This is a genomic window from Flagellimonas yonaguniensis, assembly GCF_029193885.1.
Classification (GTDB): domain Bacteria; phylum Bacteroidota; class Bacteroidia; order Flavobacteriales; family Flavobacteriaceae; genus Flagellimonas; species Flagellimonas yonaguniensis.
In genome coordinates this window covers 161414-176550 of record NZ_JARFVB010000007.1, presented here as the reverse complement: position 1 = coordinate 176550, position 15137 = coordinate 161414, and the positions used below count along the sequence as shown (strand labels likewise).

Here is a 15137-nt window from a genome sequence, read left to right as displayed (position 1 = left end):
TCTTGCCCGACATGAACTGCTCGAGCACCTTCTTTTCAAATTCTGTCTGTTCTTTCTTTGTCATGGTACTGTCTGAATAAAATTAATACTTCTAATCTTTTTCAGACAGAGTTCAGTTTACAGTCTCGTTTGTTTGCTTTTGTTATTTTAAGTTGCGCTATAATTATTTAACTATCACGTTTTTATCAAATGCATAGGTTATGGTTTCGACATAAAATTATTTGTCGATAAAAACTATCACTCAAAAGTTAATAACACTATCCAATGCATCATCAGCATCTTTGTGGATGAGAAATCTAAATAATTTAGGCTTTAGGAAGATGACAATCTTTAAAAGCTTTCCCGCTTTTACTAGGACAAGGATCATCTGGGGACATAAACATTTCTTTTACTACAAAATCTGCTTCCCCTTTAAATTTTCCTTCTTTACCAGTTTCCGCAATTTTTAAAATTTCTTCCATTTCAGCTTCTTTTGTTTTTAATTCTTCGGCAGAAGGTTTGAGTCTTCGAGTAAGTTCCATATCAAAAATATTGTCCCATATTCGATACGTTTCAGAATCTTTAACAGGCGGCTCATCAAATACTTTCCCTTCTACATTTACTGCTTTGAATTTTTTAAAATCGTCTTTAAGTTGTGGTAATGTGACAAAGAATGTATCGGTTGGTTGGACAGCAAAGAAGAGATTCTTTAAAAATTTGTCATTTGTACTAAACACTCTTGCAAAAGGCGCATAGAACAAGTATTCTAAATCCAAGAGGTTTGTTAACCGTTCCCCACACAAAGAATTATTTATACCAATGAAGTAGAGGCAGACAATTTCGTAACAATACATAGCATAATTGGCAAAGCTATGTAAATCTGGATGTGACTCGTTTTTCCATCGAGCTTGGATAGACTCTCTTAAGTCTGGACTGATTTCAAAATAATCTATTACAAGATTTAATGTGTCAGCGGGTTCAAGTTCAACATAAAGTCGTTCCTGTAATCGTTCTTTTAATGCTAAAAACTTCTCTTCGTTTGAAGGTTTGTGGTCTTTTATTTTTATGCCTTTAAGATGGTCAAACTTTCCTTTAAATTCATCTACTACATTTTCATCTTTAGATTCTGTTCGCCATACTTCAGCTATGATTTCATCCAATTTGTCAAAATCGCCTTTTTTCCATCGTTTAATAGAGAGTTCTTCGAGTGTTTCAACGAATGTCATTCCTTTTTTTGTTGGCGTATTTATGGATTTCTTAGCGTTTAGAAAAGGTCGATTATCAGCTGTGGTAAATTCGCCAGTCAATGATTTTTCAACCAGCACCTTATAATTCATATTCACATAGGCATTATATGGGAACATTTTTTTTGCAAGATCAATAACTTGGTCTTTAGGTGTTTTTCTACCTTCCTTTTCTTCTTTTGCAAGGTCGCCAAGAATCTCTGAAACCAATAAGGGTGTAATGTTGACGATGTAATATTTATGAAGTTCTATTATATCTTCATAATTAAGACCTTGGAATGTTGATTTATCTAATACTATTGGTATTGACATATTTGTAGTTTTAATTTCGCAAAATTCATTTTGTTTTTATGTCTTTCAAAATTATCATTATTTGCGAATAAAACTTTTCGCTTGGAATTATAGATATAGACCTGGAATATATGTTTTAGGTGTAAGAAATGGAATTGACAATCTCGCCTGAACGGTTTGATTAAAATTGAAATTTTTGAAATCTGTTACTTCATAAAAATCATTTCGAGTAGGTTCAGAATCCAAAGCATATACAACACCATATGGTGGGAATGTAATTTCCCCAAGGGTATGATAGCCTTTTTTAGTTCTTGCCATTCCCCAACCATTTCTTACTTGTTTTGTAACGGTGTGATAAACAAAAACTCTCAAACTTTCTGGAAAAGCCTTTGAGTCTTTATCCAAAATGTAATCTGAAAGCCCTTTTAAATTTAATAGCTGGTCGCTTGTGTCTATGGCCATAAACATTGCTAATATCTGTTTTAAAATATTTAGGGGCTGTATGGCATATTCAAAGTTTATGGTTTTCGACGCCCAGATTCTATTTGTTAAAGCCATCATCCCCATATAGGCAAACTTTTTATAGCTGTCCCCATAGTAACTGCCCGTAAGATTATTACAAGGCTCGCATAAATAATAACCACCAGCACCTTGATTACTACGAATTTTTTTACCGTACAAATAGCTTTTTTTGTCGTGAAGATGGATGGACTTTTGAAAGAATACAGGATTAGAATTAAATGCACTTTGTGGTGGAACGCGCTCGAACGTTAGTTTTCCATAATTACCGCAAATTCTGCAAATTCCTTCTTTCTTCAAATAATACTTAGTGATTAAGGTTTTTAATTTTCTCAGTTAATTCTTTGTTTTGAAATCTTTCTTTAGCTTCACGTTCAATTCTTAATCCCAAGCCTTTTGTCTGATTGATATGATTTGAGGTAAGTTGACTGATATAGGCATAGATTATACCAACGTCCTTATTCATTTTTGTGTTCCAGTCGAAGTTATAAAGTTCTTTCAATTCTTCTGTCGGTGTAGTTCTGAATACGAAATTAGGGTTTTTATAGTGTCTGCCATCGTCCAGCAATATGACCATAAGAAAGACTCTGCTAAACCCTATCTTAACGTAGCCATCTGCTTGCTTTGTTCCCTTTTTCTGAACGCTTGTAATCTTGTTGATTTTTGGCGATTGATTTTCTAAGGATTCTGATTTTACTATTTTACATTCTATTCCAACAGCATTACTTTCATCGCTTGCTTTGTAAAGAAGGATATCAATATCGCCAGGTTTCTTTTTAGGTTCAGTAATTGGTTCCTTTACGCCACAATGATGGATGACAGAGGATGATGAAAATAGCTTTCTGTATAACATCTGTTTAAAATTATCATTGCTTATTAACCAATCAATGACATCGTTCTCATTTTCAAAGGTTCTGGTCACACTTACATCTGGCTCGGAATTATTTACAAAAAATGAAATTTTTGATGCGCCCGTTATAGGTTGTCTATCTGAAATGACAAACTGTGTAACCTCGTATTCCAGTGGTGGTTCTTTTTGAAAGAAAGCCTTAATTGTTTTTTGAAGTCTCGCCAGTATTTTCATAGATTAAAATGGCAATACTTGGTCAGTAAATTGCTTGAATATTTCACTGGCGAGCGCTTTGTCGAATGCTTTTTGAGATACTAAATCATACAATTTAGCTTTAAGAAGTTGACCAAATGATTTTTTGTCAAGGTTTGGAATATCCTCTCGTAGCTCATCAAATTCATCGAAGATGATTTGCTGGCCATAACCTAATTTTTCAATTTCTGAGAGTACTTTTTTAATCAGTTCCTTTAGTTCTTCATCAGAACTGCTAATTTTTGAGTAGTCTGTAACCTTTACTTTTCTTGCCTGTTCTATAGCGTATTTACCCTCAAGAGTTAAACGAGCACCAGTATCCTTAGTTGTAAGGATATCGACAAATCCTCTATTCTCTAACATTTTACCATAATCCCAATCTTCCCCGTGAATTTTCATTTCCACACCATTGCCTTCAAGTATCCACTTGATGGAATGATATTTTCTGTCATCGTATAGCTCATATAATTTGGAAAGAACGAGGTCGAGCCTACCGTCTGTGTCTAAATTTTTTCGTTCTTCTAAATCAATTTCATCAATCCTCACAATAGCATCTGAAATGGATAACGATTTCACATAATAAGCAAGACCATTAATCTCACTTTTAAGTGCTTCAATAGTATTTCTTATTTTTTGAGCAATGGGTAGCTTGAAACCAGTATTGAATCCACGTTTCTCTTTAAATTCATAGCCAAAATTTCTATGTTCAGGTTCAAAAGAAGTTTTTACGTAGTCAATTACTTCGCTTTCCCAGCTTTGCTTTTCTTCCTTTAGGTTTTCTAAATCATTTTCAGTTCTTGAAGACTTATATTTTTCAACTAAAGCTTTGCCTTCTGCTTTGTGTCCTTCAATTTTATTTTTGAAATCTTTCCATTTGACCTTTAGAATCATAAAAAATATTTTAGTTCATAAAGGTAGTGGAATGGAAATGCAAACTATTAAATTCTTAATTGAAGATTTCAACAGTCCGTTAAATCTAATTAAATTTTATTAGCCAATTTTTGATTTGAGAAGCGCCATATCATCACTCACTTTCCTCTCAACGACCCTTGCATAGATTTGTGTTGTGGATAGTTTGGTATGCCCTAATAATTTGGATACCGTCTCTATTGGAACACCATTGCTTAAAGTTACTGTTGTAGCAAAAGTATGGCGAGCCATATGAAAAGTTAGGTTTTTTTTGATACCACATAGGTCGGCGATTTCTTTTAAATAACTGTTCAATTTCTGATTGGATAACCTGGGCAAAAGATTGGATGTGTCATTGGTTCTATAATGGTCTTTATATTTATCTATTAAGATTGCAGCTTTGGGCAATAGTGGAATTTTGAACGGTGCACCTGTTTTTACCCTTTTGGCCATTATCCAAGGACTACCATCTATACCCATTACAATATTATCTTCATTTAATTGTACAATGTCAACATAAGAAATACCGGTGTAACAACTAAAAACAAATAAATCTTTCACAACCATAAGACGCTCTATGGACGAAGACAAATCTTCAATACTTAATAATTCAAAATCTGTAAGGAAACCACGTTCTTTCTTTTCAATTTTCATTTTAAAATTGACAAACGGGTCTCTTTCCATCCATTTCATCCGATAGGCAAGAGTAACCATTCTGCGTAAACGCTTAATATGCTTCATTGCGGTATTATTGCCAATTTTAGATTGACCACTTTTAGGTACATACGACCGAAGAAAATCTTCAAAGCCCACGATAAAACCATATTCAAGGTTGAAGAGTGGGATGTCTGTAAGTTTGTATTCCTTTAGAATATATTCCATCATATAACGTTGACTGGTCTTATATTGACCCATCGTATTCCTATGCAACTTGTGTTGCATCTTTTCATTGTAGTAGTCTACAAGGTTTTGAAAGGAAAAACGTGTTTTATCTTCGCCTAAAAATTTGGCTTTGACCATTTGGGAAGTGAAAGGCACTTCATCCCTCTTGAAATCTTCGTAAATCCTATATACTTTTGATTGTACTTCGTTCAAGTAAAGATTGAGAATACGGGAATCCTTATCGGTCCCACTTGCTCTTTGTAGTTTTTCATCCCAAGTAGAAATATTGATTTTCTTCTTGAGACTAATGTTAACACGTTTACCGTTTAAGGTAACCCGAATGTAGATGTTTGCTTTGTTGTTTACAGCACGTTTTCCGTACACCCAAAACAAAATTGAAAATGTTGATGAAGTTCGCATAATTGTCGTCTTTAATGATTAAACATTTAGTGAGACGAAAGTCAAATCAACTATACTAACATCAGTAAGTTACGTCAATCTGTCAACATAATCGCAGATAAAAAAATATGTTGACGATTTGTGACCTTTTAGATGCAAATGATATGAAATTATATGATTGCCCTAAAAACATAAAACCTTGCAAATCATAAGATTTACAAGGTTTTGAGGGAATTTGATTTCCCATTTAGCGGTCTGGACGGGACTCGAACTTTTTGCTGAAATACCCCATTTTTCGGGGCTTCCGAGAGGGTCAAAATCAAAGGGCACCGAATTGCTCACCTTTTAACAAATTTTAACCTTTTTAACATTAAAAATGATGGATTTTAGTGCAAAATGAAGTTTTGGTTTCAATAAGGCTAGGATTACTATTTCTGTGTTGTAAATGTGTATTTTTTAATTCCATTTTATGGCATAGATTTTTCATTCTTTTTTTGGACCTTTAAAGCAACTCTTTTTAAACCCACCATTCTTCCAAATATCCTAACACATTAAGTATTCTTGAATTTGATTTTCTCTATCAGGTCATTGAAATATTCAGGACTCCAAATATTTAATACATCATCATTTTTAATAAACCTTACGACATCCTCTTTGATACTTTTAAAAGAAACGGATTCGATTTTTTTATGGAGCAATTCCATGATTTCTTCAGGTGAAATACTGTCTTCTTTCCAGTCACCCGTATCTTTGGCTCTAGCCAAAAAGTGATTGGTATCCAGATCAATACCCTTTTTAATGTACCATTCCAGATCATACCAGTCCCTTCCCTTTACCCTATCTTTCCACTTTCTGAAAAGTAGGGCATGGACTTTCCCTGCAAATAGGCTGGGTTTAGTGTAACATTTCACATAAAAGGAAAATGGACGAAGTAGCAGCTTTTCTTCGGTGCTGAAATGTAAAGGGGGCATTCGGTCCACTTCTATTTTTATTTTTAAGGTCTTGTTGGAACGGACCCCAGTTTCCTTGATGATGTCCTCCAACACAATTTCTTGCCATATGGTTTCAGCTTTCAGGAAAGCGGAGTCGATCGAGGAATTTTCAGCTTTTTGTTTTTCCTTTATGCTGACATTGAGCCCCAATGATTTGAATTCATCCACAATGGCTTTGAAATAGGGCTCTATGGAAAAATTGGGATCAGGTTGTAGTAGGGAGAAATCCAAATCCTCTGAAAATCGATCAAGGCCATAAAAGATTCGCAGGGCGGTTCCCCCATAAAAAGCGGCCTTTTCGTAAAAATCGGTCCTTGATAGACCTGCCAGGGTAATTTCCTGCATGATTTCACGCAATGCGGACAGTATCTCTTCTTCATTTTTTGGGCCATATTCAGCAATCCATTCTTTGATCATAAGGCAACTAGGGTTTGGATGAGGGTTTTTAAGCTATTTTTTTTTGGTGCATTTTCTATCCATGCTTCCATGGCCTGCGTATCCAATGTACGCAGTACTTCGATGTCCATTCGGAAATCTTCCAATAACAATGCTCTGGTTTGACTGATACTTCTAAGATTGATACCTGCGGTCAGGACAATTTTGTCGCATATGGCTTTCTCGGGAGAAGCAATAATGATAGTTTGTTTATTGGAGTAAGCTACACTTTTTAGGCCATATGAATAATAAGGAGTTTTTAAGTGTCGGTAACTGAACCGCCCAATAGGGGTTTTATAGGTTTTGGAGGTTTTTAGGGTTACGGAACTTATTTCATAGGAGCGCTCCGGAATGACGTTCCAATAGGACAAAGCAGATTCCAATGACACATAACTTGGCCCTCTTAGGTGATTGGCTATCAAGAAAGGCTCGGGTGACGGCAGGTCTATTTTGGGGCCTATGACATAAAGACCTCTTCTAATGGAAATAAGTTCCTTGTTTTTGATCAATTCACTGATTTTGTCGTTCGGACTTTGATACTCATGTAGTAGCCCCAGAATCAGGTGTCTTGATATGGGGCCTTCGGCATATTCCTTTACTAATGCTCTAAAATCCATATTGATGTTTTTTCACATGATAATCGGATTATTTCCGATTAAAGTATTTAAATGTAACAATTTAATGTGAAAAAAGAAGCATATAATCGGATAATATCCGATTATATGCTTAAATTATTACAATGACTTAAAGGGGGAGTCCTTGATCTTGATATTTCCTCTTTCGTGCGAAACATAAGGGATTCACAATAAGCAATTCTATTTTTTTGAGAATTGTACAACCTTTCTGTACAAGGGGTCGATTTGTGGTAGTGTTGAAAAAGAAAAAAATTTCATTAAAAACAAAGCGGAACTATTTAATAATCATTGTTCCTAAGGCCAGGACTTTTATACCAAATATGATATGGGAAATGTAGGTAACTACAAGAATCTTATTATTATCCTTTTAGAACTGAAATGCGTCAAACGCCAGTAAAAATGATGCGTAGTGAGGTTGATGGACACTGAAGTTTGTTCAAAAGGTCAATGGTCTATAAGAAAGGAAAACCATCGTCAAGATATTGAAACCTGACCCTAAAATGTTTTTAAGTATTCAAGAAACTTGAGCCTGAAACCTGGAACTCACGCCCTTTCATCCAAAAAACAATCTTTTCGGGCAATTTTTTATAGCGAAAATGAAGTAGGGGTGACCTCCAAAGCATCGTGCCTAGTATATTGTCTTAATAAATAGTGTACATACATAATCATCAGTGCAGTGAAAAGATATTCGTTGAAGTAGTTGTCGGCAGGGTGCGAACTGGGTTGGTACACTTTAAAGGAAACGAGATAGTTCAAAAGGGTCAGGATGCCTAAAAGGGCCATATACTTTAATCTTGAAAAACAAGCAACATAGGTCTTATAGGAGAGCAACAAGGAAATTTCTTTGGAACAATATTGTCCCATTATGGGCCATAAAAAGATAAGTGGAAGGGAGAACAACCTGGCTTCCCTTGCCAAAGCCCCCACGAGAACGGCAACGGTGTTTACGGAACAGCTCAGCACAAATGCCCGGACAAACTTTTTCTCTGTCTTCTTGGGGGCATGGCCAATTGGACCAAAGATGAAGTAAACGAACATCCCTAAGGTCAAGACCATTGAGATCAAAGTTTCGATAGAGCTTTGGGCATCACTGAAATTTTCCTTAATAGAAAGCAACCTGTCCTGAAATTCCATTTGTGTCGGTATCCATAGACCATTCCATTCCATAAAAAATACAAGGAACGCCGCATAGATCAGTATGGGCGAGCCGATCAAAAGGTAATCCAATAAGTGTTCCGAGGAATAGAGTCTGTGACCTTTAGGGTGAAGGTCCGGAAGAAAGGCCAAAAGACCCGGAATCAAAAAAGCTGTGTTCTCCCGGGCTATCATCGCAGCTGTGAACCAAAGTACGTAACCCATCCATTGTCTTCTAAGGAAACAGGTCATACCTGCAAAGAGCAAGCAGTACTGCAACGGTTCATCATAACTGAAGATAGGTGGAAAAAAGGCGAACAACACCGAAAATGACAAGAAGAAAAAAATGATGTTCATAATGCCTTTTACATATCCAGAACCCATTTCCCTTGAAATACGGAACAACAATACCCCAGCTAGGAACAATAAGAAAAAATTGACCCATACAAAGGCCTTGCCCAAAGTGATCCCTAAGCCGTTTGACACCTGTTCCACCAATAAGGTGGTCAATGGCCTTCGGGCAAAGGGGGCAAATTCCTTATGATAAGTTATCTGTGAAGTAAGGAACCCGTTTGAAATCACATCGTTTTTTTCGTTGAGCATACTGTCGACCTCGACCAACATGTGGACTTTAAAAATCAAAAAAGAAAGTCCAGCACTTATCAAGTAGGGAAGAAGGAGTCTGAATATTTTCAAAGAACGTTTTCCAAAAGGATTGGTGCCATCACCAATCTTGGGCATAAAGTTCTTTAAAAGGTACATACGCCTGATGCAAGGTTGATTATATGAAGTGTCATTGGTTTTGCGATATGTATATCCAATAGCTTTTGCTGAATTTAAGGAATCTGGGAGAGATTTAAAAGAAGAACTATAATTCAGTAAGCAGGGCCAGAAGTTTTTTATCAAACTTCACCACATTACTGCGGCTACACCATTGTTCGTCGCCTTGGTGATTATCGAGTTTTCCGATGTCCTCTTTGCGTTGGACAGTGTTCCCGCCAACTTGGCCATTGCCTCGGATCCCTTTTTGGTCTTCAGTTCCAATATGTTTGCCATTTTGGGACTCCGATCGATGAACTTTTTCCTTTCCCACATGATCAACAGGTTCCACCACCTCAAATATAGTCAGGTGGCCATATTGGGCTTTGTCGTGGTCAAGTTGATACTCGCACATCATTATAGCTTTCCGGAATGGGCTTCCTTGGGGTTTATTGTCTTGTTGCTGGCCATTGTGATTTTGGCTTCGTCCAGAATGGAAAAGGAATGAACCACACATGATGGGCAATATTGGGAACCCTTGGCACAACCGGTCTTAGCTAAAAAGCCGCTTTACTTTCCTATCGGCCATTAGGACCACGGAACAAATAACGATAAGAAAAAGGACTGCCCCAAGGACAACATGTGAAAGAGAGAGGGAGTGATGGTAATACCTGCTCAGGCCATATCCTGTAATACTACCGTAGAGGACTATAGCATGCAGGATATAAATGGCCAATGTGTTTTGCCCAATATCATTAATGATCTTGTGGTTTAAAATATTTCTCAAAAAAATGAATAGCGCAAAGACCACAAGGACCACGCCCAAACGGGCAAAAAGATAACTGTCGTCAAGTGCACTATGAAAAAAACGGATTTCAGTCAAGCTTACTAGGTCCCTTATTGACTCATAGGATTGGAAGATCAATAGGATGCCGATGGACAGGATGATCAAAAATGCTTTGGGGTAGAACCCCTTTTTGGTGAGATTGGATTGGAAAAACCCCGAAATGCACCCACCTGCCGTTGCAAAACCAAACCAAGGCACCATGGTAAAAACGGAACCATTTTCCCGTGTGATATAATTGGAGAACCAGTCGGGCAGGAAACTGTACTCCCATTGGCCCAAGGTGCCATTGGAGAGGAAGAGCAAGATGGTAATGGAGCCCAAAAAGATTTGAAATACGTATTTGCTGAACTTATGGGTGGTCAAATAAAGGACAATGATCAAGATCATAGAGAGTCCCAAACATTGTAGGACATGGACAATATCAAAACTGGTATTGATCGAGCCTTTCAACAATAGGCCGAACTTGATCTGCAACACATAACCGATGAGAATGAGCAGGCCACCTCTTTTGAATCCTTTCTTAATACGGGGATTTGCCCATCCTTTTTCATAGTGCTTGAAGAGCAAATAGGTGAATATGAATCCCGATACGGTAAAGAAAACGGGTGCTGTCACTCCCCTGAGATAAGCCCAGACGAAATAGGTCGCACCTCCATCTTCCCGATAGCTTTCCATCAATAATGCGGACACAAAGTGTCCCTGAAGCATCATCAAAATGGCCCAGGCACGAAGCGCATCTATAAAATATAGTCGCTCAGGATCGGATTTCTCAGTAAACTTTCCAGGTTCAGTGTTGTTTTGCTCCAATGGTTCGGCAAGGATTGAGTGAAAAGGGTCACTATTGATTCTTATGTACGGAATAAACCTGACCATGGATCGTGGTAATCCCGTTTGTTTGAAAAATATACCTTTAGGATACCAACTGTTTAAATGGGCTTTGGGACAGTTTACCGCATAAAAAAACCATCATTTAGAGATGGTTTTATTGGTTGTTGAATTATATGATCTAACTGATCAATAATTCGACATTTACTGCATTCATGCCCTTCTGACCTCTTTCCACGGTAAACTTGACCTTATCGTTTTCACGGATTTTATCTATAAGGCCGCTTTGGTGCACAAAAACATCATCATTGGAGTCATTGGGTTGAATAAAGCCAAATCCTTTTGACTCATTAAAAAATTTTACTGTTCCTTCTCGCATTACTTTATATTTAAATTAATATTCTGTTCAATTTTTGTTTTTATTATCACTCCTCTTTCAGGTATGAACAGGTTGTACCTTTCCTAACTTTCGTAAAACTCCAACATGGTCGATAATGGCGGCGATAAATGTTCTTTTTGTATTATAAGGAATCCCAAATTCCTTGGCAGTATCCGCTACGATACCAGATATTTTTCTGTAATGGATATGACAGACATTGGGCAATAGATGATGCTCCACCTGATAGTTCAACCCGCCAATCAGCCATGAAAATATCCTGCTTTTGGGAGAAAAATTAGTTGTTGTGGCCAGTTGGTGGTCTGCCCAGTCACTTGAAATTACCCCATCTTCATTAGGCAATGGAAATTCCGTATTTGGCATGATGTGCGCCACTTGAAATACGATGCTTATCAGTAGACCTGTAACAAAATGCATGCTGAGAAAAGCCAGAACGATGATCCATGGGGACAGAGGTACAACCAACAAGGGTATGATCAAGGCATACGAAAAGTATATCAACTTCCACCCAACAATCTTCATGAGTGCATTCCTGTAACCATTTTTTTTGTTGAAAAATCCCATTTTCCGATACCGATCAAGTCTTATGAAATCTTTGGTGGTTATCCAAGAGACCGTGGATAGGCCATAAAAGAACCATACATACAAGTATTGGAATCTATGCAGGCCATTTTTTTTGGCATGTGGGGAAAACCGAAGGAAAAAAGGAGCGTTAATGTCATCGTCGGCCCCCTCTATATTGGTATAGGTATGATGGAGTACATTGTGTTGGATTTTCCAAACAGCGGCATTACCACCTATAAGGTTCATGGTGTACCCAAGATATGTGTTCACTTTTTGGTTTTTGGAGTAAGATCCATGGATGGCATCGTGCATAATGCCCATTCCTATTCCCGCCATTCCTATTCCACTTATGATATAAAGACCAAAAAGTAGCAAGGGAGTGGTAACCATCCCTATGTTTATGAAAATCAAGGGGGCAAAATAAACAGTGAGCATGACCATGGTCTTCAAAACCATACTTTTGTTGGCATGCCTACTGATATTGTTCGTTTTAAAATAGGTGCTGACCCGGTTTCTTAGGGTTTTTGAAAAATCAGAATTTGAATTTTTTGAAAATCTTGGCTTGTTAATGCCATTAATTGCGGTTTGGTGTTGCTCACGCATGTGATATAAAGGGATAATTGATAAGCGCAATTGGCTTGGGCATGTTGAAGAATTATCCAAATATGGGGACCCTTACATAATTGTCCGACTCCATAAAGGCGTCACCATCCTTAACGTTTGGCTTAAAATATTTGACTACGTTATAAATTAAAAAGAAGAGAGCTGAAAATGAATTGAAGATCTGCGAAGACTAAATTGACTTGGGCTTTCCGGATTTTAACCTCACAAACTTACCATTTATCTGGACAGTATTCCCCAATAATGTGTTAATTGTTGAAAATAAGTATTTTAGGAAACGAAACTATTGAAAGGTTGAATTGCCATTTCAAAGGCAATTAGAATCGAAAAAACGATCGTGCACTATGAAAGTAGAACCATTCCTTATCATAAAATAAACTGGGCAAACGGGTTTAGTTCCAATTTTAATCCTTTCCTTTACAGCGCATCACGGGTTATGGACGATGATTGCTCCAATCCTTAAATAAAAAGATAGCCCTCCCCTTTTTTCCCATTTACAATTCACAAAGGGCCACCTCTTAGTTATTTTTTGCTTGAACCAATATTCACATTTTTAAGACCAGACCAAACAGGTCAAAGTCCAAAATTTTGTATATGCCAGGGAATCCGCCATATCCCTGAAAAAGAGTCCAATGTGTAAATATTGGCCCTTATTGGCAGGATTTAAATAATAAGTAATGACAAGAAAATATGCTGATAATTAAGATAGTTCCAGGCGAGAACATAGAAAGGGCCTTAAAAAGGTATAGGAACAAGGTGAGGAACACCCAACAGTTGAAACGTATCAGGGACAATCAGGAGTTTACCAAAAAATCCGAGGAGAGAAGGGAGGACCTGAAAAAGGCAATCCATAGAAAGGAATATTTAAAAAAGAATGAGGAGTGATTTTATGGACAAGGATTTAAACCTAGCCGTCTTAATAGACGGTGACAATATCCCTTCCAAATATGTGAAGGAAATGTTGGAAGAGATTGCCAAATATGGGAATCCAAGTATCAAAAGAATCTATGGGGATTGGACAAAGCCAAGTTTGACAAAATGGAAAGATGTCCTTCTAAAAAATGCCATTACCCCTGTGCAACAATATGGGTATACCACCGGTAAGAATGCAACGGACAGTGCCATGATCATTGATGCTATGGATATACTCTATTCTGGAAAGGTGAATGGTTTTTCCCTGGTCTCCAGTGACAGTGATTTTACGCGGCTGGCCATACGACTAAGAGAGGCAGGGATGACAGTTTTTGGTATTGGGGAACGAAAGACCCCAGATCCTTTTATCGTTTCATGCGACAAGTTCATATACCTTGAGATACTTCATAAGACTCAGATTGGGGAATCCAACGCCCCAGAGAAAAATGAGAAAAGCAAAATTGATAAGATTACCCCAAAGGTTATCGATCTTATTCTTTCCACCATTGCCGATGTGGAGGATGAGGAAGGTTGGGCCTTCCTAGGCGAGGTGGGCACATTATTGCAGAAGAAACAACCCAATTTTGATGCACGAAATTATGGATTTAAAAAGTTGACACCTTTGGTCAAATCCATAGGTCAAATTGAAATAGGGTCCAGGAAAAATCCAAAAGGCAATGGGAATCTGATTTATGTAAGGACGATTGTCTAACGAAAAACAAAACCTCTATGAGACCTCTTTCAATTTCAAAGCAAATTACAGCAAGGGATACACCTTCCTTGAACAAATACCTTGGTGATATAAGCCGTATTCCGATGATTACCGAAGAGGAAGAGGTTGATCTGGCCGTTCGCATAAGACAGGGGGATAACGTGGCTCTGGAAAGATTGGTGTTGGCCAATTTACGATTCGTTGTTTCCGTGGCGAAACAATACCAATCAAGGGGTCTAAATTTGCATGATCTCATCAATGAAGGGAATGTCGGGCTGGTCAGGGCGGCATCCAAATTTGATGAGACACGCGGTTTCAAGTTCATTTCCTATGCAGTATGGTGGATACGTCAAGGAATCATACAGGCGCTTACCGAAAAATCAAGGATGGTCAGATTGCCCTTGAACAAAATAAATGTAATCAACAAGATAAACAGCGTCTCTTCCCATTTCGAACAAATGCATCAGAGGCCACCAACAGCAGAAGAAATATCTGAACTGATCGATTTCTCACTATCGGAGATTCAGATATGCTTAAAGCACTCTTCCTGGCCCCTTTCAATGGATGAGCCATTGGGGATTGGGGATGGAGGATTGAACTTGCATGACATAATGCGTTCCGATGAGTTTGGCAGCCCAGAACAGAAGTTGATCAATAGTTCGTTACAATTGGAAATTGATGGTGTTTTGGATATTTTATCTTATCGCGAAGCTTTTGTGATTAAGATGTACTTTGGGATAGGAGCAGAAGATTCCATGGGATTGGAAGAAATTGCTTTTAATTTGGACCTTACAAAAGAGAGGGTCAGACAAATAAAAGTAAATGCCTTGGCCAGGTTAAGAAGCTCCTCTAGAATTGAAATTTTGAAGCAGTATTTGGAATGATCCTTTATTTTAACTTTAGACTGTTTTCTTTATTCAATACACTTTTCTATGAATAATCTTTTCTCACCGATCCTTTAACTTATTTCCTTGAACAA

General features: G+C 37.5%; 15 protein-coding genes. 4 read left to right on the top strand and 11 right to left on the bottom strand.

The window, feature by feature from the left end:
• Positions 1–305: 305 nt before the first annotated feature.
• From PY092_RS12960 to PY092_RS12925, 8 genes are all read right to left on the bottom strand, one after another.
• Positions 306–1535 carry a paraquat-inducible protein B gene (locus PY092_RS12960; RefSeq protein WP_275616221.1) on the bottom strand — a complete coding sequence of 410 codons (1230 nt, stop codon included), beginning with the start codon at positions 1533–1535 and terminating at the stop codon, positions 306–308.
• Between the two features lie 87 nt (positions 1536–1622).
• Positions 1623–2333 (bottom strand): hypothetical protein, encoded by a 711-nt coding sequence (locus PY092_RS12955; RefSeq protein ID WP_008610848.1) that lies wholly within the window; start codon positions 2331–2333, stop codon positions 1623–1625.
• 7 nt (positions 2334–2340) lie between these two features.
• Positions 2341–3117, bottom strand: coding sequence for a hypothetical protein (locus tag PY092_RS12950; RefSeq protein WP_275616220.1), 777 nt, complete (start codon positions 3115–3117; stop codon positions 2341–2343).
• Between the two features lie 3 nt (positions 3118–3120).
• The gene (locus PY092_RS12945) at positions 3121–4026 is read right to left on the bottom strand and encodes a hypothetical protein (protein ID WP_008610850.1); all 906 of its coding nucleotides are present in this window, start codon (positions 4024–4026) and stop codon (positions 3121–3123) included.
• Positions 4027–4125: 99 nt separating this feature from the next.
• Positions 4126–5346: a site-specific integrase gene (locus PY092_RS12940; protein ID WP_008610851.1), complete on the bottom strand. Its 1221-nt coding sequence runs from the start codon at positions 5344–5346 to the stop codon at positions 4126–4128.
• Positions 5347–5876: 530 nt separating this feature from the next.
• The gene (locus tag PY092_RS12935) at positions 5877–6734 is read right to left on the bottom strand and encodes a nucleotidyl transferase AbiEii/AbiGii toxin family protein (RefSeq protein WP_275616219.1); all 858 of its coding nucleotides are present in this window, start codon (positions 6732–6734) and stop codon (positions 5877–5879) included.
• Positions 6731–7369: a type IV toxin-antitoxin system AbiEi family antitoxin domain-containing protein gene (locus tag PY092_RS12930; protein ID WP_275616218.1), complete on the bottom strand. Its 639-nt coding sequence runs from the start codon at positions 7367–7369 to the stop codon at positions 6731–6733. Before PY092_RS12930 ends, PY092_RS12935 begins: the two co-directional genes overlap by 4 nt.
• 603 nt (positions 7370–7972) lie before the next feature.
• Complete coding sequence (locus tag PY092_RS12925) at positions 7973–9283, bottom strand: hypothetical protein (RefSeq protein WP_275616217.1); 1311 nt, start codon at positions 9281–9283, stop codon at positions 7973–7975.
• Between the two features lie 139 nt (positions 9284–9422).
• On the opposite strand from PY092_RS12925, the gene PY092_RS12920 reads away from it, so the two are divergent.
• Positions 9423–9788 carry a TerC family protein gene (locus PY092_RS12920; protein ID WP_313790223.1) on the top strand — a complete coding sequence of 122 codons (366 nt, stop codon included), beginning with the start codon at positions 9423–9425 and terminating at the stop codon, positions 9786–9788.
• 45 nt (positions 9789–9833) lie between these two features.
• On the opposite strand, the gene PY092_RS12915 is transcribed toward PY092_RS12920, so the two are convergent.
• The 3 genes from PY092_RS12915 to PY092_RS12905 form a co-directional block, all read right to left on the bottom strand.
• On the bottom strand, positions 9834–11000 hold the full coding sequence (locus tag PY092_RS12915; RefSeq protein WP_275616216.1) for an acyltransferase family protein: 1167 nt from the start codon (positions 10998–11000) through the stop codon (positions 9834–9836).
• 133 nt (positions 11001–11133) lie between these two features.
• Complete coding sequence (locus tag PY092_RS12910; protein WP_275616215.1) at positions 11134–11331, bottom strand: cold-shock protein; 198 nt, start codon at positions 11329–11331, stop codon at positions 11134–11136.
• 57 nt (positions 11332–11388) lie between these two features.
• Positions 11389–12369, bottom strand: coding sequence for a fatty acid desaturase family protein (locus PY092_RS12905; protein WP_275616214.1), 981 nt, complete (start codon positions 12367–12369; stop codon positions 11389–11391).
• Between the two features lie 855 nt (positions 12370–13224).
• Between PY092_RS12905 and PY092_RS12900 the strand changes: the two genes are divergently transcribed.
• From PY092_RS12900 to PY092_RS12890, 3 genes are read left to right on the top strand one after another with little or no spacing between them, the layout of a single operon-like run.
• Positions 13225–13419: a small ribosomal subunit protein bS21 gene (locus tag PY092_RS12900; protein WP_275616213.1), complete on the top strand. Its 195-nt coding sequence runs from the start codon at positions 13225–13227 to the stop codon at positions 13417–13419.
• 4 nt (positions 13420–13423) lie between these two features.
• The gene (locus PY092_RS12895) at positions 13424–14158 is read left to right on the top strand and encodes an NYN domain-containing protein (RefSeq protein WP_275616224.1); all 735 of its coding nucleotides are present in this window, start codon (positions 13424–13426) and stop codon (positions 14156–14158) included.
• Between the two features lie 17 nt (positions 14159–14175).
• Positions 14176–15042 (top strand): sigma-70 family RNA polymerase sigma factor, encoded by an 867-nt coding sequence (locus PY092_RS12890; RefSeq protein WP_275616212.1) that lies wholly within the window; start codon positions 14176–14178, stop codon positions 15040–15042.
• Positions 15043–15137 lie beyond the last annotated feature (95 nt).

Bases quoted from the DNA above. Each gene is read 5' to 3' on its own strand.
- PY092_RS12895 (WP_275616224.1), top strand. From the start codon at position 13,424: ATGGACAAGGATTTAAACCTAGCCGTCTTAATAGACGGTGACAATATC.
- PY092_RS12935 (WP_275616219.1), bottom strand. From the start codon at position 6,734: ATGATCAAAGAATGGATTGCTGAATATGGCCCAAAAAATGAAGAAGAG.
- PY092_RS12910 (WP_275616215.1), bottom strand. From the start codon at position 11,331: ATGCGAGAAGGAACAGTAAAATTTTTTAATGAGTCAAAAGGATTTGGC.
- PY092_RS12930 (WP_275616218.1), bottom strand. From the start codon at position 7,369: ATGGATTTTAGAGCATTAGTAAAGGAATATGCCGAAGGCCCCATATCA.
- PY092_RS12950 (WP_275616220.1), bottom strand. From the start codon at position 3,117: ATGAAAATACTGGCGAGACTTCAAAAAACAATTAAGGCTTTCTTTCAA.
- PY092_RS12945 (WP_008610850.1), bottom strand. From the start codon at position 4,026: ATGATTCTAAAGGTCAAATGGAAAGATTTCAAAAATAAAATTGAAGGA.
- PY092_RS12925 (WP_275616217.1), bottom strand. From the start codon at position 9,283: ATGTACCTTTTAAAGAACTTTATGCCCAAGATTGGTGATGGCACCAAT.
- PY092_RS12900 (WP_275616213.1), top strand. From the start codon at position 13,225: ATGCTGATAATTAAGATAGTTCCAGGCGAGAACATAGAAAGGGCCTTA.
- PY092_RS12940 (WP_008610851.1), bottom strand. From the start codon at position 5,346: ATGCGAACTTCATCAACATTTTCAATTTTGTTTTGGGTGTACGGAAAA.
- PY092_RS12890 (WP_275616212.1), top strand. From the start codon at position 14,176: ATGAGACCTCTTTCAATTTCAAAGCAAATTACAGCAAGGGATACACCT.
- PY092_RS12960 (WP_275616221.1), bottom strand. From the start codon at position 1,535: ATGTCAATACCAATAGTATTAGATAAATCAACATTCCAAGGTCTTAAT.
- PY092_RS12915 (WP_275616216.1), bottom strand. From the start codon at position 11,000: ATGGTCAGGTTTATTCCGTACATAAGAATCAATAGTGACCCTTTTCAC.
- PY092_RS12905 (WP_275616214.1), bottom strand. From the start codon at position 12,369: ATGGTTTTGAAGACCATGGTCATGCTCACTGTTTATTTTGCCCCCTTG.